The sequence below is a fragment of the Actinoplanes sp. NPDC026619 genome, from assembly GCF_040638295.1.
Lineage (GTDB): Bacteria > Actinomycetota > Actinomycetes > Mycobacteriales > Micromonosporaceae > Actinoplanes.
The window spans coordinates 31,924-49,729 of record NZ_JBEZYA010000027.1 but is presented as its reverse complement, the minus strand read 5'-3'; the positions used below and the strand labels follow the sequence as shown (position 1 = coordinate 49,729).

Genomic DNA, 17,806 nt, shown 5'->3' with positions numbered 1-17,806 from the left:
GGGTTCAGGTGGACGGGCAGTGGAGGCCGGCATGGTCGAGTTCGACGTTCTGGTAGTGGGCGACGCCAACCCCGATCTGTTGCTGCGCGGCGACGTGCGGCCCCGATTCGGCCAGGCCGAGCAGTTGCTCACGGCCGCTGACCTGGTGCTCGGCGGTTCGGCGGCGATCACCGCGGCCGGCTGTGCCCGGCTCGGGCTGCGCACCGCGCTGCTGGCCGCGGTCGGCGACGACGTGTTCGGCGGGCTGGTCCGGGCACAGCTGTCGGCGCTCGGTGTGACGCTGCTGGCCGCCGACGGCCGGGGCGCGCCGACCGGCCTGACCGTGGTGCTGTCCGAACCGGACGATCGCGGGATGCTGACCCTGCCCGGCACGATCGCCGCGCTGCGGCCGGCCGATGTGACCGACGACCTGCTCACGCTGGCCCGGCACGTGCACGTGGCCTCGTTGTACCTGCAGCCGGGCCTGGCCGCCGGCCTCGCCGGGGTGTTCGAGCGCGCCCACCGGAAGAACACGACCACCTCGCTCGACACCAACTGGGACCCGGCCGAGCGGTGGGAGTCGATCGCGGCGATCCTCGAGCACACCGACGTGTTCCTGCCGAACGCCAACGAGCTGCGCGCGATCGCCGGCCTCGACGACACCGACGAGGCGGCGTCGAAGCTGGTCGCCAGCGGCACGACGGTGGTCATGAAGAACGGCGCCGCCGGGGCCAGGGCCTGGTGGCCGGGCGGCAGCTGCGACGCCCCCGGCCGCAGCGTCGACGTGGTCGACACGACCGGGGCCGGCGACAGCTTCAACGCCGGGTTCCTCACCGCGAGGCTGGCCGGCGAGAACATGGAAACCGCGATCGGCTGGGCCGCCGTCGCCGGTTCGCTGAGCACCCGGGCAGCCGGTGGAACGGCCGCCCAGGCGACCCGGGCGGACATCCTCAACCCTTGATGCCGGTGAAGGTCATCGTCGCGATGAACTTCCGCTGCGCGAACAGGAACGCCAGGATCAGCGGCATGGTGGCCAGCACGTTGCCGGCCATCAGCTGCGACCATTCGGTGCGCCGCATGCCCTGGAAGTTCGCCAGCCCGACCTGAAGCGTGAACGTGTGGTCGTCGGAGATCGCGACCAGCGGCCACAGCAGGTCGTTCCAGCTCCACAGCAGGGTGATGATGGCCAGCGTGGTGAGTGCCGGCTTGGCCAGCGGCAGCACGATGCTGCGGAACGTGCGCCACCGCCCGCAGCCGTCGATCAGCGCCGCCTCCTCGAGCTCGGCCGGCAGCCCGAGGAAGAACTGCCGCATCAGGAAGATGCCGAAGGCCGAGGCGAGCCACGGCACGTACGCGGCGGCCAGGGTGTCGACGATGCCGAGCCGGGCGAACATCAGGTAGGTCGGGATCATCAGGAGCTGGATCGGGATCATCACGGTCGCCAGGATCAGCACGAACGCGAGACCGCGGCCGGCGAACTTGAGCCGGGCGAAGCCGTAGCCGGCCATCGAGCACAGCGCCAGGTGGGAGACGACCGCGATGCCGGAGACGATCACCGTGTTGGCGAACCAGCGCAGCGCCGGCGTCTCGCTGAACAGATGGCGGTAGCCCTCGAGGTGCAGGCTGGTCGGGATCAGCTTGGGCGGGAACTGGTTGATCTCGGCGCTGGTCATGAACGAGGTGAGCAGCATCTGCACGAGCGGCAGCACGAAGATCAGCGCAAGCGGCATCAGCAGGAGGTGCCACGGCGAGAAGGGAAGCTTCCAGCGCATCAGAAAACCTCCGACCCGCGGCGCCGTGAATACCAGATGACCACCAGGCTGAGCAGCAAGGTCGTGAGGAACAGGAGGTACGCGGCGGCCGCGCCGTACCCCAGCCGCTGGGTTTGAAAGGCCAGCTCGTAGATGTAATAGACGATCGTCTGGGTGCTGTTCAGCGGCCCGCCGCGGGTGGTCGTGTAGATCAGGTCGAAGAGCTGCATCGCGGTGATCGTCTGCCAGATCGCCGCGAACACCGTGACCGGCCGCAACTCCGGCAGCGTCACGTGCCGGAACACCCGCCACTTCCCGGCGCCGTCCATCGTGGCCGCCTCGACCAGGTCCCGTGGGATGTCCTGGAGCGCGGCCAGGTAGATGACGGTGGTGAAGCCGACCTCACCCCAGAGCGCGATCAGGCAGATGATGTAGATCGCCTGGTGCGGGTTCTCCAGGAACTGCTGCTGCGGGATCCCGAGGTGGCGCAGCACGTCGTTGGCCACGCCGAACTGCGGGTTGAAGACGAAGCCGGCCAGGATGCCGGTGGCCGCCGCCGACGCCACGTAGGGCACGAAGATGCAGGTGCGGTAGAAACCGATCAGCCGGATCTTCTGGTTCAGCGCGATCGCGATGAGGATGCCGAGCACGATCGAACCCGGCACGAACAGCGCGGTCAGCAGCAGCGTGTGCTTGGTCGCCGCGATCATGTCCGGGTCCTGCACCAGCAGCCGGTAGTTGCGCCAGCCGACCTGGGTGGCCGGGGCGATGCCGTTCCACTTGGCCCGGGAGATGAAGAACGCCCAGACCGCCGGGAAGATCGACAGGCCGATGACGATCAGGGTGGCCGGCCCGGCGAAGGCCCAGCCGGTGAGGTTCCGCCGCAGAGCGCGGCCGCGAGGGCCGCGCGCCGCAGGCGTCGGAACATGGGTGCGCGGCGTGGCCGCGAACGTGAGGGCCATCAGTTCGTGATCGCGTCGACGGACTTCTTGGCCGCCTCGTCCAGGGCCGCCTTCGGCTGGGACTGGCCCTGCAGCACCTTGGCGATCGCGTCGCCGACGTTGCGGGACAGCACCTCGTAGCCGGGCGCGGTCGGCCGGGCCTGCTTGGCGTTGGCCAGGTTGGCGAAGAACTTGTCGCCGCCCGGGTAGTCCTTGACGTAGGCGGCGTACTCCGGCGAGTCCTTCTCCGACGTGCGCAACGGCAGGTTGCCGACCGCGAGGTTCCACTTCGGATCGACGGCGGCGCTGGTCAGCCACTTGGCGAAGTCGCGGGTCGCGCCGGCCCGGTTCACGTCGCCGTGATCGAACAGCACCCACAGGTCGGGACCGGAGACGGTCTGGTGATCGCCGTTGTAGCCGGGCAGGTCGGTCACGCCGTACGACAGCTTGGCCTCTTTGATCTCGAGCAGCGACCAGGGGCCGGAGAGCATCATGCCGACGTGTCCGCTGTTGAACAGCGGCGCGTACTTCTCGTCGGTCTGGTCCAGGTACATCGACTTGTCGTCGACCGCCATCTGCCGCAGCGTCTCGAGCGCGGCCACCCCGGCGTCGGAGTTGAAGGCCGGCTTGTCGCCGTCGAGGATCTTGCCGCCGTGCTGCCACAGCATCGGCCACAGGTGCCAGGTGGTGTCCTCGCTGCCGGAGACCGAGTACGCCGTACCGTACGTATTCGTCGATTTGTCGGTCAGCTTCTTGGCCGCGGCCCGGAAGTCGTCCCAGGACCACTGATCGGTCGGATAGGCCACCCCGGCCGCGTCGAACAGCTTCTTGTTGTAGATCAGCGCCAGGTTGTCGACCAGCGCCGGGATCCCGATCACCTTGCCACCCGACGTGGCCACCTCACGGGCGGCGGCCGGAAAGTCATTCCATTCAAAGGCCGGATCATTGACGTACGAGGTGAGGTCCTGCGCCTTGCCACTCGCGCCCAGGTCACCGGCCCAGTTCCCGTACGCGTAGGACATGTCCGGGTAGCTGTTGCTGGTGAACCCGGCGGACAGCTTGGTGAGCAGGTCGTCGGTGGTCGGCGCCCCCGGCGACACCTTGATCGTGACGTTCGGGTGCGCGGTGTGATAGTCCGCCGCGAGCTGTTCGGCGACCTTCTCCTGCTCCTCGGGTTGCCCCGTCCACCAGGTGATCGTGACCGCGGCCTTCGGGTCGTAGCCGGCGGCGGCGTCCTTGCCGGAGTCGGTCGTTCCGCCCATGCAGGCGGAGAGGGTCATCGCGGCGCCGAGGCCGCCTGCCAGCAGCCGGAACGACCGGCCGCGCCGAAGGTTGGTCATTTTCGAGCACCTCGATGTTCGTCTAGGGCATCAGGGGGTGAGGACGACGGATCGGGTGAGCAGTCGGGGGCGGTCAGGGTCAAGACCGCGGTGCGCGGCCATCGCCAGCGCGAAACGCTGGGCGAGAATCAGCTGAGCGAGAGGATCTTGCTTGCTTCGGTACGTCGTGGCGCCCGCCGCCTGGGCCACGTCGTCCAGCTCCCGGTCCGTCTCGCCGAACGACCAGACCAGCGAGTTGCGGCCGGCCACCGCGACCGGGCCGTGCCGGAAATCCTTGGCGGGGTAGGACTCCGAGTAGGCCTGAGCCGACTCGCGGACCTTGAGCGCGGCCTCGTGAGCCAGCCCGACGGTCCAGCCGGTGCCGAGGAACACCAGGTGCTCGATGTGCGCCGGGTCGGCCGGCAGTGCTGCCTCGAGCGCCTTTCTCCCGTCCGCGATGATCGGCTCGATGTCCTCGCCGAACGCGTGCCGGGCCAGCGCCAGCGTGGTGGTCGGGAACCGGGTCTGCACCACGCTGCGCTCGTCGGCGAAGTCGAGCACCAGCCGGCTGTCGGTGAGGTCGTCGATCGGCTCGCCGCGGACCGCGGTGATCGCGACCGTGCGGGTCGACGCCGGGATCATCCGCATCGCCTCGAGCACCTCGGTCGAGGTGCCGGAGCGGCACACCGCCACGATCCGGTCGTAGTGCCGGCGAGGGAGGAATTCCGACGCGCAGACCGCGTCGGTCTCCCCGAAGCCCGCTCGCTCGCGCAGCTCGGCGATGGCCTGCGCGACGAACCAGGACGTGCCGCAGCCGAGCAGGAGCATGCGCTCGCCGGGGGCGATCAGCTCGTCGCGGGCCTGGTCGGTCAGGGCCAGGCTTTGCTGCCAGACGTCGGGCTGGCTGGCGATCTCGGCCGCGGTGTCATTCATGTCCGAGGATTATGCTCGTTTGCTTTCGCTTCACAAGATCTGCGCATCAAACGAACATTCTCAGATGAGCGCTTCGGGCAGGAATTCGCGGTGGGCCGCGGTCAGCTCATCGCACAGCTCCCAGATCTGGTCCACAGTGAGCGTCGCCGCGGTGTTCGGGTCGACCATCGCGGCCTGCCGGACCATCCGCTTGTCGCCGGTGAGCGCGGCCTGCACGGTCAGCTGGCCGACGTTGACGAAGCTCCGGTTCACGGCGGCGCACTGGGCCGGAAGATCACCCACCCGCTCCGGCCGTACGCCGAGGCGGTCGACCACGCACGGCACCTCGACCGCGTAGCCCTCCGGCAGGTTGCTGATCAGGCCGCGGTTGGCGACGTTGCCGTGGATCCGGCGCATCGTCCCGGTGACCATGCTGTGGATGACCTGCGGGGCGTACTCGGTGGCGTCCCTGGTCAGGTCGAGCTTCTCGCCTTTCTGCAGCGCTTCGCGCGTCGCGTGGTACTCGGCCACGTTGTCCGCGCTGATCTGCAGGTAGTCGCCGACCGGGATGCGCAGCCGCTCGATCTCCTGGTCGTGGTGCAGGTACCACGGCACGTATTCCGACGAGTGCTCGCTGGTCTCGGTGGGGAAGTAGCCGAGCCGCTTGTACATGTCCATCCGCACTCGTCTTTGGAGGTCCGGGCTTCGCTGGAGGAGCTCGTCGAGCTTCGGGTAGAGCGACTCGCCGCGGTGCTCGAAGCGCAGCAGCCAGGCCTGATGGTTGACGCCGGCGCCGGTGTAGTCGATCTCGTCGAGCGGCACGTGCAGCAGTTCCGCCAGGTCGTGCACCGTCCAGAACACCGAGTGGCAGAGGCCGACCGCCTTGACCTCCGGGGCTTTCGCGGCGAGGTAGGCGATGTTCATCGCCATCGGGTTCGTGTAATTGAGCAGCCAGGCATCCGGGCAGATCTCCGCGATGTCTTTTGCTATCCCTTCCAAGACCGGAAATGTCCGGAGTGCTCGGAAGATGCCGCCGACCCCGAGTGTGTCGGCGATCGTCTGCCGCAGGCCGTACTTCGCCGGGATCTCGAAGTCGCGCACGGTCGCCGCGTGCATGCCGACCTGGATCGAGTTGATCACGAAGTCGGCATCCTCCAGGGCTCGCCGCCGATCCAGCGTCGCCTTGATCATCGGGTGGCAACCGAGCTGGTCAGCGGTCTGCCGGGCGATTGCCTCGGCCGTCGCCAGCCGCTCGGCGTCGATGTCGTGCAGGGCCAGGGTCACGTCCCGCAGCTCGGCGAAGGACAGGATGTCGGCCAGCAGCTCGCGGGTGAAGACCACGCTGCCGGCGCCCAGGAAGGCGATCACAGTCATGGGCGGATTCTTGGCGTACGCGCCAAGAACGCGCAATAGCAGTTGATGTATCGCTTGGAAACGGACTATGTTGACTGCTCGTTTGATCATTGATGACTTTGAGGGATCCATGAGTTCGCTCCGCCGGGCCGACCGGGTGTCGGCCATCCTCGAGCGGGTCGCCAGCAGCGGCTCGGTCGACGCCGGCCACCTCGCCGACGAGTTTGCGGTCTCGCCCGCCACCATCCGCCGCGACCTGCAGGTCCTCGAGGACCAACGGCTGCTGTCACGCACCCACGGCGGCGCCGTCGCGGTCGACGTCGCGTACGAGTTGCCGGTCCGCTACCGCACCGGCCAGCACCGCGAGGAGAAGGCGCTGGTCGCCAAGACCGTCGCCGCGCTGCTGCCGAAGGGCCCGCTCACGCTCGGCATGACCGGCGGCACGACCACGCATCTGCTGGCTCGTCTGCTCGCCGAGCGGGTCGACCTCACCGTGGTGACCAACGCGCTGAACATCGCGGCCGAGCTCGCCCTGCGCCCGAGACTGAAACTGATCATGACGGGCGGGGTGTCCCGCACCCAGTCCTACGAGTTGGTCGGGCCGATCGCCGATCAGGCGCTCAAGGGGCTGAACATGGCGGTGGCGGTGGTCGGGGTCGACGGCATCAGCGCCCGTGGCGGCCTGACCACCCACGACGAGATCGAGGCGAACACGAACGCCACGATGATCCGCCGCGCCGACCGGGTGATCGTGGTTGCCGACGGCTCCAAAGTGGGCAAGATCTGCCTGGCCGGCATCTGCCCGGTAACCGACGTGGCCATGCTGGTCACCGACGCGAGCGCCGACCCGGCCGGGGTGGAGGCGATCCGCCGAGTCGGCACCGAGGTGGTCGTCGCCGGCACCTCGTAACGAGGGTCATGCTCGCGGTTTGCCACGTGCTGCGCTGTACGGCGTACACAAATCGGTTGAAGCTCTTGATCGAAAAAATCGGGCAGATCGTCGACGGCGCCTCGATCCGGTACGTCGATTTCCGGACCGGCGCCGAGTCGATCTTCACGGTGTCCAGCGATTCGTCGGCCGATCACAGCGACGGCGACGACGCCTTGGTCGACGCGTTCCTAGCCGCCGTCGCCGCCGGAGACGCGTCGCTGATCCGTTCGGACGCCGCCACCAGCCTGGCCGGTCATCACGTGGTCTGGGCGGCGGAGCCCGCCCGGCGCACCGGCACCGTCGTCACGCTCGGCTAGCACCTCGGGCCGGCGCTGGGCCGGGACCGCGCCGCCCGGCGGGGCCGGGTGGTACCTCTTGGCCAGCCGCTGCCCCGGCAGCTCGATGTAGCGGTGGGTCAGCCAGGAGAGGCCGAGCAGGCCGGCCAGGAAGCCGGCCGTCGCGAGGATCTCCGCCGGGCCGTGGATGTGGTCCTGGAACCACTGGCCGGTCAGGTCGATCACCGGGACGTGGATCAGGTAGAGCGAGTAACTGACCAGGCCGATCCAGGCCAGGGACCGCGGGACGCGGCGGTGCCGGCAGGCGAAACCGATCGCGAACGAGCCGCCGATGATCAGCAGGGTGATCACCGAGCGGGTCATGTACTGCGGGGTCAGCGCGTTCAGCGACCTCAGCTCGGCGAACCAGTTGACCAGGCACGCGGCCCCGACGACGGTAGCCGCCGCGGCCGCGTGGCGCTTCGGGATCTGGCCCTTCTCGGCGCGGTAGATGGCCGTGCCGGTGAACATGACGGCCGGGATCAGCAGCCCGTCGAAAGCGTGTGACGGGTGCTGGTTGGTGATCATCAACGTCAGGACCAGGGCGATCAGGGTGACCGCGCCGGCCACGGCCACGGCCCGCCGGCGGCTCAGCAGCCCGGCCAGCCCGGCGATCAGCACGACGGCGATCGCCACCGGCAGCAGCGGGGTGACCAGTTGGCGCGGGGTCAGCGGCACCGTGAGCACCGCGGCCACTCCGAAGGCGGCCGCGATCGGCGCGCTGGCCCGGTGCAGCCGCAGCACGAACAGCGACGCCACGAGCAGGTAGAACGCCATCTCGAAGGTCAGCGTCCACATCACCGGCGTCACCAGGTCGTAGCCGGTGAACTGGGGGAGCATGGTGAGGTGCGCGACGGTGCCGGCGACCGGGTGCTTCACCAGGTAGGGCGCGACCGGCAGCACGATCACCACGGCGACGCCGACCGCCAGATAGAGCGGATAGAGCCGGGCGAGGCGCGACACCCAGAACCGGCGCAGATCGCCGTGCCGCTCCAGGGACGCCGGGATGATGTAGCCGCTCACCAGGAAGAAGAGCATCACCCCGGCGACCCCGGAGTTGATCCAGTTGGAGGTCGCCGCCCGCACCTCGGTCAGCTGGTAGTGCGTGAAGTGCGCGTAGACAACGAGCAGAGCCGCGACCGCGCGCAGCGCATCCAGCCAGGCCATTCGTTGGTGCGCTGCGGCGGGCATCCGCGAAGGATACTCAGTAACCCACTTTGAAGGTTGCGTCCTGCTTCTCGCTGGCGGTGCTGATCGGGTCGATCCGCAGCACGTAGTTGGAGTGCCGCAGGTATCGATCCGGGTAGTTGTACGAGCGGAACGACGTCCAGGAGCTGTCGGCCAGGCCGGCCACCTTGGTGAACGTCGCGTCGGCCTTGAAGGCGGCGGTCCCGTCGCTGGCCGCGAGCTGGATCGCGTAGCTGTAGTGCCGCAAGTACATGGTCGGATAGTTCACCGACTGGAACGACACCCCGGTGCTGTCGGCCAGGCCGGGCACGATCTTCCACTGCTGGTCCTGCCACTGGTCGAACGGATACTCGTCGATCCGCCCGACGTTGCTGTAGTGCCGGATGTAGCGGCCGGGGTAGTTGTACGACTTGATCCGGTTCCAGCTCGGCGTGCCGGTGGCGAGCAGATTGCTGAGCTCGGTCGCGGTAAGCGGCGTGACGCCCAGGTGCTTGGAGTTCAGCGGCTGGGTGTAGCTGCGGTCGTTGAGCAGGGTCCAGCTGCCGGTGGACAGCGCGCTGGTCGACCAGGCGAAGAACCGCCCGTTCGGGCTGTAGGTGTCACCCCACAGCGTGTACCCGTTGCCGGACAGCGCCGGCACCAGCTGCGGCGCCTCGACGCCGCGGCCCGGGTTGATCACGCTGGTGTAGGTGGTGAAGCTGCCCGGGTTGAGCGTCGACGACTTGGCGCCGAACAGGCCGCCGGTGCCGCGATAGTAGAAGTAGTTCACGCCGCCCTGGCTGACCAGGTTGCCGTCGATGACGTCGGTGCCGTTGTCGAAGAACACCTGGCCCTCGGTGGCCGTCTTGAAGTCGGACGTGTAGCTCACCATGATCACGTTGTGGCCGCCGACGACCGATGAGTAGATCACGCCGTACTGGCTGCGCGAAGCGTCCCAGAACGCCTCGGGCGCCCACGAGTGGGTGGCCAGCGAGTTGACCTTCAGCCGGCGGTAGTTGGTGAAGGTGCGCAGGTCGGTCGAGTCCCAGACGTGGATGTACTGGCTGTTGTAGGTCCAGTCGGTGCCCTTGAGGTCGGTGGCGATCACCTCGAACGTGCCGTCCTGTTTGCGCAGGATGAAGGGATCACGCAGACCGAGCGCCCCGGCCGTGGGGGTGGCGACCGGGTTGTTCTGGTTGATCGGGGTCCAGTTGAGGCCGTCACTGCTGACCGCGATATGCAGGCCGTAGTTGGCGGCGGACATGTTGGGGGATTCGGTGAAGTACGCCATGGCGTAACCGGCGTAGGTGGCTGCGGCGGCGGGGGAGGCCGAGCCGAAGACCACGGCGAGAACGACGGCGAGGACCGCGCCGGCGAGTTTCCGTGTAGAGGACATGGTGAACGTTAACAATCACCACTTTCAATGGAAAGAGCCGATGCTCTCCATCCCCGTGTCGTACCGCTTCCAGGTTCCCTTACCCGCCGACTTGGCCGCATACATCGCCACGTCCGCCCGCCGGATCACTGCCGAGACCCCGTCGCCCGGCTCCGCGCCGGCCGCCCCGATGCTGGCGTTGGCGACGATCATCGCCCCGTCGACGGCGACCGGCTCGGCCAGCGCGGCGAGCAGCCGCTGGGCGGTCTGCTCCGCCTCCGGCCCCTGGCAGTCGTGCAGCAGGATGCCGAACTCGTCGCCGCCGAACCGCGCCGGCAGATCGCCGTCGCGCACCGCGGCCCGCATCTTGTCCGCCACCGAGATCAGCAACTGGTCGCCGGCCGCGTGTCCGAACGTGTCGTTCACCTGCTTGAACCCGTCCAGGTCGATGAGCAGCACCGAGGTTCGCGCGATGTCGGTGTCCAGCGCCGCCTCGACCTGCTCGTGGAAGTGCGTGCGGTTGGCCAGCCCGGTCAGCCCGTCGGTCAGCGCCTGGTGGCGCAGCCGGGTCTCGTGCTCGCGGAGCTTCTTGATCAGGTCGGTGTTGTCGTGGAAGGCGACCAGCTGGCGCGCGGCGACCAGCGTGCAGATCACCCCGAGCCCGACGACCACGCCCCACAGCCGGAAGTCGACGCCCTGCGGCAGCACCACGATGAGGGCGCTGAACGCGATCGCGATCGCGCCGTACGGCAGCAGGCTGTAGGGCTTGCGGCGCCGCTCGGTGAACGGCGCCGGGTCGACCTTGGCGATCACCAGTTGGATGCGCGGGCCGAGCGCGATCAGCAGCGACGGCATCAGGCGGATCAGGTAGATGGAGGCGGCCAGCGCGCCGCCCGAGTCGGGGGCGACGAAGAAGCCGAGCGCGGTGAACACGGCCGCGCACATCATGGTGATCGCCGAGGCCTTCCGCATCGGCGCGTTCCCGCTGAGGATCATCTTGACCGCGGCGAAGCAGCCGGTGATGGCGGCGCCCGCCGCCGCCAGGGTCGCGGCCAGGCCGGAGAAGTCGCCCTGCCCCGGCTGGGCGGCGAAACACCAGGCCACCACCGCGCCGGCGACCAGCACCGAGGCCGAGTCGAGCCAGTACGCCAGCCGGGTCCGCCCGGTTCGTCCCGGATGTGGGTGCGCCAGCATCGCGGACACGATCACCACGAGCCCGAGCGCGAAGCAGGTGGACTGCACCAGGCCGCCGGTGGTCGACCAGGTGCCCGGCGGGTCGACGAAGGTCAGGACCGTCTGGAAGGTGTCGCCGAACAGGAACATCGACCCGACCCCGGCCAGGATCCGCCAGAACCGCCGGACCGCCCCGGTCGCGATGCGCGAGACCTGCCAGGACGAGATGACCAGCAGCGAGTCCAGCGGGAGCTGGAACGTCCAGAAGACGCGCACCTGCTGGTCGGTGTTCGAGGCGAAGAAATAGAAGAGCACCGCCGCCAGCCCGGTCCACAGGATGGCGCCGCTGAGCAACGGATCGCGAATCCAGCTCCGCAACCGCTCCGCACCCTTCACAGCCGTCCTGATCGACCGTTGAGCGCTCGGCTTGAGGAGGAGTTGTTAATTCGGATCTTTGCAAGGCCATCCAAAGCTCTGAACTGGCATTAGTCACAGCCGCCACACAGGTTCTGCAAGATCTTTCAGAAACTCATTGACGTATTTGAAACCTTCGAGCATTCTCGTCGTAACTTCCTTCGTCCCCCGGCACCCCTGAGGAATCCCCCATGAAACGAAGCCTGCGCGTGATTGCCGCCGGCGCCGTTCTCGCGGCGAGCGGACTGGTCGCATTCACCGTCCAGACCGTCACTGCCAGCGCGGCCGTCTCCCTCAACAACAGCGATGTGACCGCCAACCTGTGGAGTTGGAACTGGAACTCCATCGCCAAGGCGTGCACCGACCAGCTCGGCCCGGCCGGTTACGGCGCCGTCCAGGTCGCCCCGCCGGCCGAATCGATCAGCCTCGCCACCAGCGACAACGGCGCCCACCCGTGGTGGGAGATCTACCAGCCGGTGTCGTACAACCTGACCAGCCGGTTCGGCACCCGCGCACAGTTCTCGACCATGGTCAGCACGTGCCACGCGGCCGGCGTCCGGGTCTACGCCGACGCGGTCATCAACCACACCGCCGGCTCGAACAACACACTGACCACGACGTACGGCGGCAGCACCTTCAGCCCCACCGGCTACACCTACCCGGCGGTGCCGTATTCGTACGACGACTTCCACCACGCGAACGACGGCTACTGCAGCGATGACGACGCCGTGATCGACGACTGGAACAACACGTCCGAGGTCCAGAACTGCATGCTGCTCTCGCTGTCCGACCTCAAGACGCAGAGCAGCACGGTCCGCACGAAGATCGCCGCCTACCTGAACGACCTGATCGGGCTCGGCGTCGACGGCTTCCGGGTGGACGCGGCCAAGCACGTCGCCAAGGCGGACTTCGCGGCCATCCTCGCGCTGCTCAACAAGACCACCGCGGAGAACAAGGCGCCGTACGTCGCTCAGGAGATCTTCACCGGCGCGACCAACAGCGAGCTCCTGCCGTCCGCCTTCACCTCCAACGGTGACGTGCTCGGCTTCTCCTACGCGATGGGCCTCAAGACCCAGTTCAACAACGGCACGCTGAGCAACCTGTCGACCCTCCCGTCGTGGAGCCTCGACGCGACCAGCGACCAGACCGCCGCGATGGTCACCAACCATGACCTCGAGCGGGACGCCACCACGCTGCGGTACATGGACGGCACCAAGTACACGCTCGCCAACTACTTCCTGCTGGCCTACCCGTACGGTCAGCCGTTCGTCTACGACGGCTTCACGTTCCCGACCTCGAACACCGGTCAGTCCCCGCCGGCCGACTCGAGCGGTTTCGTCACCGACACCAACTGCACCAACGGCGCCTGGCAGTGCATCACCCAGTCGACCGGCGTCAAGGGCATGGTCGGCTGGCACAACGCCACCGCCTCGGTCACCACCGCCTCCGACTTCACCAGCACCAACAGCAACGTGATCGGCTTCCACCGCGGCTCGCTCGGCTGGATCGGCCTGAACAACTCCAGCAGCGCCTCCACCGCCACCTACACCACCGGCCTCGCCAACGGCACCTACTGCGACGTGATCACCGGTGGCGCCACGAGCACCGGCTGCGCCGGCACCTCGGTCACGGTTTCCGGGGGTACGGCGTCGGTGACGATCCCGGCCGGCAGCTCGGTCGCCATCCACGTCAACGCCAAGTCCGGCGGCGGCTCCACCACCTCACCCACCACCGCGCCGACGACCTCCACGCCCACCACGTCGCCGACCACCGCCCCGACGACCAGCCCCGCCTCGGTCGCGACGACCTTCAACGAGTACGCCACCACCACCTGGGGCACGAACGTCTTCGTGGTCGGCAACGCCGCGGCCCTAGGCAACTGGAACACCGGCAGCGCGGTCGCGCTCTCCTCGGCCGGTTACCCGACCTGGTCGGTCACGCTGAACCTGCCCTCGGGCACCGCGATCGAGTACAAGTACATCAAGAAGGACGCCTCCGGCAACGTCACCTGGGAGTCCGGGAGCAACCGGACATTGAACACCGGTGCGGCGGCGACGTACATCGCCAACGACACCTGGAAGTAGCCGGATCTGCCCGCCGGTCGTGGCGCAGTCGCCCACGACCGGCGTGGCCTGCAGTGCGGCGAGCGCATCAAAATTAATGAAGGGTTATTGTGACCGCATGCGTGCACGTCTCTCGGATATCGCCCGACAGGCGGGCGTCAGCGAGGCGACGGTTTCGCGCGTCCTCAACGACCGTCCCGGCGTCTCGGCCGACACCCGCCAGGCCGTCCTTACCGCCCTCGACGTCCTAGGCTACGAACGCCCCGAACGCCTCCACAAGCGCAGCGCCGGCCTGGTCGGCCTGATCGTCCCCGAGCTGGAAAACCCGATCTTCCCGGCGTTCGCCCAGATCGTCGAGTCGGCCCTGGCCCAGACCGGCTTCACCCCCGTGCTCTGCACCCAGACCCCGGGCGGCGTCACCGAGGACGAATACCTCGAGATGCTCCTGGACCGGCAGGTGAGCGGCATCGTCTTCGTGGCCGGCCTGCACGCCGACACGACCGCCGACCACGACCGCTACCAGCGCCTGATCGACCGCCCGCTGCCGATCGTGTTCGTCAACGGTTACGCCGACGGGATCTCCGCCCCGTTCATCTCCTGCGACGACAAGCAGGCGGCCGAGTCGGCGGTGTCGCACCTTGCGGCCCTCGGACACGAGCGCATCGGTTTCGTCTCCGGGCCGGAACGCTTCCGTGCCGTCCAGCGGAAGCTCGACGGGTACCACAGCGCTATGCGTCGGCACGTTCCTTCCTATAACCATCGCGCCCCTGACGAGTTGGTGGCGTTGACGCTCTTCGGCGTCGAGGGGGGCGAGGTGGCCGCCGGCCAGTTGCTCGACCGCGACGTGACCGCTGTGGTCTGTGGTTCCGATCTGATGGCTCTGGGTGCGATCCGGGCCGCGCATCGGCGTGGCTTGCAGGTTCCTCGGGACATCTCGGTGGTGGGCTTTGATGATTCGCCGTTGATCGCGTTCACCGATCCGCCGCTTACCACGCTTCGCCAGCCGGTTGCCGCGATGGGCAACGCCGCGGTCCGGGCCCTGGTGGATGAGATTCATGGTCATGCGGCTCCGCGCTCCGAATACGTCTTTCCGGCTGAGTTGGTGGTTCGCGGCTCCACCGCCGCCGCGCCGGCCCGGCGGATCACCAAGCAGGCCCAGATCCCGGCCGCTTAGGACCCTGGGGCGCTGCCCCAGACCCCGGCCACGCGCTGCGGAGATCAATCTCTGGCTGGCGTGCGTCTGGGGATGAGCTGGGATTCCGCATGATCAGAATCGGGTAGGACAAGCGGTGGGGACGGCACCCGATGGCGGTTGGGTGCCGTCCTCCCCCTCCTTGAGTGCGGTCCTTGGTGGGTCAGGTGAAGCGGGCGGCGATCCAGGTGGCTACCGCGTCGGCGGAGAGGATTACCGCTGAGTCGTGGGTGGCGCCGGCCAGTTCGGTGTAGGTCACTGGCTGGGTGTAGGCCTGCAGTTCTGGCAGCAGCAGGTCGTGGGTGATGAACTGTGGCACTGCCTCGTCGTCGCTGCCCTGGACCACCAGGATGGGGGCGCTCGGCGCGGTCTGGGCGGGGTTGTCGTAGTGGGCGAGTTTGGCCACCACCGCGGCCGGCAGGGCGCCGCCGGTCAGGAGTTGGGTGGCGGTCAGGTTCTGGTAGGAGGCGAGGATCTCCATCAGGCAACCCGTGGTGAGGACCGAAGTCTTCGTCTTTGCCTGGGTGGCCAGCACCGTGTTCGGGTTGAAGGTGGGGTCGACCGCGGACAGGCCGTAGAGGCCCATCACCAGGTAGCCCTGGCCGGGGGTGCCGGGGATCAGGGGCGCCAGTGCGTCGACGTTGGACACCGGGGCGATCGTGGCGGTGCCCTTCAGCACCAGGTTGCCGTCGTAAGACGGGGCCAGCTGGCTGGCGAACAGCGCGCCCTGGCCGCCCTGCGAGTGGCCGTCGATCGCGTACTGGGTGGAGAGGGCCGAGTCCTGGTTGCGGGCGGCCTTGACGCTGTCGATGATCGAGCGGGCCACGCCCGCACCGACCAGGTAGGGGTGGGACTGGGGGGTGCCGAGGCCGGGGTAGTCCGGTGCGGCCACCGTCCAGCCGCGGCTGAGCAGCGCGGCGACCGCGGTGCGGGCCTCCGGCCAGAACACGTTCTGGTTGGTCGACGGGGCGCACTGGTCGGCCAGGCCGGTAGTGCCGTGCGCCCAGGCGACCGTTTTGTTCTTCTTGCCGGTTTTGGGGGTGAGGATCAGGCCGGTGGCGGGGATGAGCGTGCCGTTGGCGTCGGTGGTGAGGTACTGGATGCGCTTGCCGGTCGCCAGTGGCGTCAGCTCGGGCGGCAGGGTGGCCGTCGCCGAGGTGAGCACCATCCCGGGCAGGGAGGCGGCGGAGGCCGCTCCGGCCGGTGCGGCGACGCTGCCACAAACGGCCAACAATGCGACCAGTAGTAAGCGCGGACTTGTTTTCACGCGTCTTCCATTCCCGTGAGTAGGGCTGATGATCAGAGCCGGGCCAAAGCGTATGGGGATTACCGACGCCGGTTGAAGTACGCAGATGCGTAGTCCTTCTGGTACTGGTCTCCGAGTACTGATCGGGAAGCCGACCGAAAACCGAAACGATTGCCCCCGGATCACCCAAACCATTCCGAGTTATTCGGGCCACCTCAAATTCAAGATCAAAACACTTGAGGGGTACGTCGTGAGCCCGCACTTTCGCAGGCCGGGCCGCTGCTCGGCATCCCCGCGAAGATCGTTGAACGGCCGTCGCGAACGGCCACCCAGTGTCCTCATTCTGTCGTCTCGTGACTGCCGAGTACGACCGATTCGGATAAGTGGCCCGGTGGGCCGGCCGAGGACCCGCACATCCCCCGCTAGCTGCCCGGACCTTCCCTCCGCACGGTGCGTAGCGGCCGGAGCGTCGCCAAGGATGCATTTTGATCGACCGCCGGTGACCGCGCTCGAAGTGACGTTGAGTGCACGCACGCATCTTCGGTGCCGAAACGGGGTGATTGGCGTGCTTTCGCGCTCCGCGAAAAGCTGCGTGGCCGCCGACGAACGCACCTTTGTGCAGGTGGTGGGGGTGCGGATCCGGATGATCGTCGGGTTAGGACGGCGGGGCCTCGTCGCGCCGGCCGCGCAGCTACCGTACGGGCCGATGGGCGCCCGTCGACGGTGCCTCCGGCGCTGAGCCGGGCAAGAGAAAGTCCCAGGTAAATAGCATCGCCGGCCGCTATCGAGGCGGCCGGCGACGGTTGCTTTCAAGATCTTTGCCGGAAGATCCCTGGGTCAATTGATCACCACTGATTGATCTCTGTGAGGTGGCCCGAAATCGTCGTCGGGAGGCAATGGAGGGCGTGGCAACAATTGGTCGCCGCCCCGCAACTTGCACGGTTCAGAGCACAGTGGAGCCTGCTTCCGACGATTGGCACACCAAAATCGTCGAACACGGATTGTGTTTGCGGCGTCACTGTTCGTACTCTGTTGGGCACTAGATCATTGATCGGTATGAGTGCGAGCAAGCGGGCCGTGTCCCGCGGGGGAGCAGAACATGCTTATCAAAGTCGTCGACCAGATCGTGGATGAAGATCTGCACAGCGCTGCGTGGCGCCTGTACCAAGACGCGTTCGACGAGCTGAACACGCTCGCGGTACAGCGGCACATGATGTTCCCGTCGGAGTTCGACGAGGTCATGCTCGACAGTCGCGTCAGCAAGTATCTGGCTCTCACCGACGAGGGCCAACTGTGCGGTGTCGCCACGTACACCAACGATCTCGATGCGGTCCCACTGATCGCACCTCAGTACTTCGAACGGCACTGGCCCGAACACTACGCGTCGCGGAAGATCTGGTACATCGGCTTCGTCGCCGTTGGTCCGGAGCACCAGGGGCGCGAGGCGTTCGCGCAGCTGGTGGAGCAGATGTACCTCGTGGCAGCCACCCAGAACGGTCTGGTCGGCCTGGACATCTGCAGCTACAACGACGATGTCCGCCACATGTCCCGTATCTTCCGGCTCATGATCAGCCGGGTCACGGACAACATGCGGTTCAGCCGGATCGACCAGCAGTCCTTCTGGCTCTACGAATTCCCGACCGCCGCATAAGCGT

14 protein-coding genes are annotated in these 17,806 nt (G+C 67.7%); 5 read left to right on the top strand and 9 right to left on the bottom strand.

The window, feature by feature from the left end; genetic code table 11:
• The first annotated feature begins 31 nt into the window (after positions 1 to 31).
• Positions 32 to 940 (top strand): sugar kinase, encoded by a 909-nt coding sequence (locus AB0E90_RS40955; protein ID WP_360417700.1) that lies wholly within the window; start codon positions 32 to 34, stop codon positions 938 to 940.
• Here the strand turns inward: AB0E90_RS40955 and AB0E90_RS40950 are convergent.
• From AB0E90_RS40950 to AB0E90_RS40930, 5 genes are read right to left on the bottom strand one after another with little or no spacing between them, the layout of a single operon-like run.
• Entirely contained in the window at positions 930 to 1,751 is an 822-nt protein-coding gene (locus AB0E90_RS40950) for a carbohydrate ABC transporter permease (protein ID WP_360417699.1), read from the bottom strand. The two genes, AB0E90_RS40955 and AB0E90_RS40950, sit on opposite strands and share 11 nt — an antisense overlap.
• Positions 1,751 to 2,692: a sugar ABC transporter permease gene (locus AB0E90_RS40945; protein ID WP_360417698.1), complete on the bottom strand. Its 942-nt coding sequence runs from the start codon at positions 2,690 to 2,692 to the stop codon at positions 1,751 to 1,753. Before AB0E90_RS40945 ends, AB0E90_RS40950 begins: the two co-directional genes overlap by 1 nt.
• The gene (locus AB0E90_RS40940) at positions 2,692 to 4,011 is read right to left on the bottom strand and encodes an ABC transporter substrate-binding protein (RefSeq protein WP_360417697.1); all 1,320 of its coding nucleotides are present in this window, start codon (positions 4,009 to 4,011) and stop codon (positions 2,692 to 2,694) included. The genes AB0E90_RS40945 and AB0E90_RS40940 overlap by 1 nt, the downstream gene beginning before the upstream one ends.
• Before the next feature lie 30 nt (positions 4,012 to 4,041).
• A complete protein-coding gene (locus AB0E90_RS40935; RefSeq protein WP_360417696.1) occupies positions 4,042 to 4,923 on the bottom strand; it encodes a sugar isomerase in 882 nt (293 codons plus the stop codon).
• Between the two features lie 60 nt (positions 4,924 to 4,983).
• Positions 4,984 to 6,276, bottom strand: coding sequence for an alpha-glucosidase/alpha-galactosidase (locus AB0E90_RS40930; RefSeq protein WP_360417695.1), 1,293 nt, complete (start codon positions 6,274 to 6,276; stop codon positions 4,984 to 4,986).
• Between the two features lie 109 nt (positions 6,277 to 6,385).
• On the opposite strand from AB0E90_RS40930, the gene AB0E90_RS40925 reads away from it, so the two are divergent.
• Positions 6,386 to 7,165, top strand: a complete 780-nt coding sequence (locus AB0E90_RS40925; protein WP_360417694.1) for a DeoR/GlpR family DNA-binding transcription regulator — start codon at positions 6,386 to 6,388, stop codon at positions 7,163 to 7,165.
• 209 nt (positions 7,166 to 7,374) lie between these two features.
• Here AB0E90_RS40925 and AB0E90_RS40920 read toward each other — a convergent pair whose 3' ends face one another.
• The 3 genes from AB0E90_RS40920 to AB0E90_RS40910 are packed head-to-tail and all read right to left on the bottom strand — an operon-like array spanning position 7,375 to position 11,614.
• Positions 7,375 to 8,712 carry an acyltransferase family protein gene (locus tag AB0E90_RS40920; RefSeq protein ID WP_360417693.1) on the bottom strand — a complete coding sequence of 446 codons (1,338 nt, stop codon included), beginning with the start codon at positions 8,710 to 8,712 and terminating at the stop codon, positions 7,375 to 7,377.
• Between the two features lie 13 nt (positions 8,713 to 8,725).
• Complete coding sequence (locus AB0E90_RS40915) at positions 8,726 to 10,084, bottom strand: glycoside hydrolase family 43 protein (protein ID WP_360417692.1); 1,359 nt, start codon at positions 10,082 to 10,084, stop codon at positions 8,726 to 8,728.
• Between the two features lie 24 nt (positions 10,085 to 10,108).
• Positions 10,109 to 11,614 (bottom strand): GGDEF domain-containing protein, encoded by a 1,506-nt coding sequence (locus tag AB0E90_RS40910; RefSeq protein ID WP_360417691.1) that lies wholly within the window; start codon positions 11,612 to 11,614, stop codon positions 10,109 to 10,111.
• A gap of 227 nt (positions 11,615 to 11,841) precedes the next feature.
• Between AB0E90_RS40910 and AB0E90_RS40905 the strand changes: the two genes are divergently transcribed.
• Both AB0E90_RS40905 and AB0E90_RS40900 read left to right on the top strand, forming a co-directional pair.
• Positions 11,842 to 13,734, top strand: a complete 1,893-nt coding sequence (locus AB0E90_RS40905; RefSeq protein WP_360417690.1) for a carbohydrate-binding module family 20 domain-containing protein — start codon at positions 11,842 to 11,844, stop codon at positions 13,732 to 13,734.
• A 97-nt stretch (positions 13,735 to 13,831) separates the two neighbouring features.
• Positions 13,832 to 14,887, top strand: coding sequence for a LacI family DNA-binding transcriptional regulator (locus AB0E90_RS40900; RefSeq protein ID WP_360417767.1), 1,056 nt, complete (start codon positions 13,832 to 13,834; stop codon positions 14,885 to 14,887).
• Between the two features lie 181 nt (positions 14,888 to 15,068).
• On the opposite strand, the gene AB0E90_RS40895 is transcribed toward AB0E90_RS40900, so the two are convergent.
• A complete protein-coding gene (locus AB0E90_RS40895; protein WP_360417689.1) occupies positions 15,069 to 16,172 on the bottom strand; it encodes an alpha/beta fold hydrolase in 1,104 nt (367 codons plus the stop codon).
• A gap of 1,078 nt (positions 16,173 to 17,250) precedes the next feature.
• On the opposite strand from AB0E90_RS40895, the gene AB0E90_RS40890 reads away from it, so the two are divergent.
• Entirely contained in the window at positions 17,251 to 17,802 is a 552-nt protein-coding gene (locus AB0E90_RS40890; protein WP_360417688.1) for a GNAT family N-acetyltransferase, read from the top strand.
• Positions 17,803 to 17,806 lie beyond the last annotated feature (4 nt).

What these genes read in the sequence shown, in the direction of transcription:
- AB0E90_RS40955 (WP_360417700.1), top strand. Translation starts at nt 32, where the DNA reads ATGGTCGAGTTCGACGTTCTGGTAGTGGGCGACGCCAACCCCGATCTG.
- AB0E90_RS40950 (WP_360417699.1), bottom strand. Translation starts at nt 1,751, where the DNA reads ATGCGCTGGAAGCTTCCCTTCTCGCCGTGGCACCTCCTGCTGATGCCG.
- AB0E90_RS40945 (WP_360417698.1), bottom strand. Translation starts at nt 2,692, where the DNA reads ATGGCCCTCACGTTCGCGGCCACGCCGCGCACCCATGTTCCGACGCCT.
- AB0E90_RS40940 (WP_360417697.1), bottom strand. Translation starts at nt 4,011, where the DNA reads ATGACCAACCTTCGGCGCGGCCGGTCGTTCCGGCTGCTGGCAGGCGGC.
- AB0E90_RS40935 (WP_360417696.1), bottom strand. Translation starts at nt 4,923, where the DNA reads ATGAATGACACCGCGGCCGAGATCGCCAGCCAGCCCGACGTCTGGCAG.
- AB0E90_RS40930 (WP_360417695.1), bottom strand. Translation starts at nt 6,276, where the DNA reads ATGACTGTGATCGCCTTCCTGGGCGCCGGCAGCGTGGTCTTCACCCGC.
- AB0E90_RS40925 (WP_360417694.1), top strand. Translation starts at nt 6,386, where the DNA reads ATGAGTTCGCTCCGCCGGGCCGACCGGGTGTCGGCCATCCTCGAGCGG.
- AB0E90_RS40920 (WP_360417693.1), bottom strand. Translation starts at nt 8,712, where the DNA reads ATGCCCGCCGCAGCGCACCAACGAATGGCCTGGCTGGATGCGCTGCGC.
- AB0E90_RS40915 (WP_360417692.1), bottom strand. Translation starts at nt 10,084, where the DNA reads ATGTCCTCTACACGGAAACTCGCCGGCGCGGTCCTCGCCGTCGTTCTC.
- AB0E90_RS40905 (WP_360417690.1), top strand. Translation starts at nt 11,842, where the DNA reads ATGAAACGAAGCCTGCGCGTGATTGCCGCCGGCGCCGTTCTCGCGGCG.
- AB0E90_RS40900 (WP_360417767.1), top strand. Translation starts at nt 13,832, where the DNA reads ATGCGTGCACGTCTCTCGGATATCGCCCGACAGGCGGGCGTCAGCGAG.
- AB0E90_RS40890 (WP_360417688.1), top strand. Translation starts at nt 17,251, where the DNA reads ATGCTTATCAAAGTCGTCGACCAGATCGTGGATGAAGATCTGCACAGC.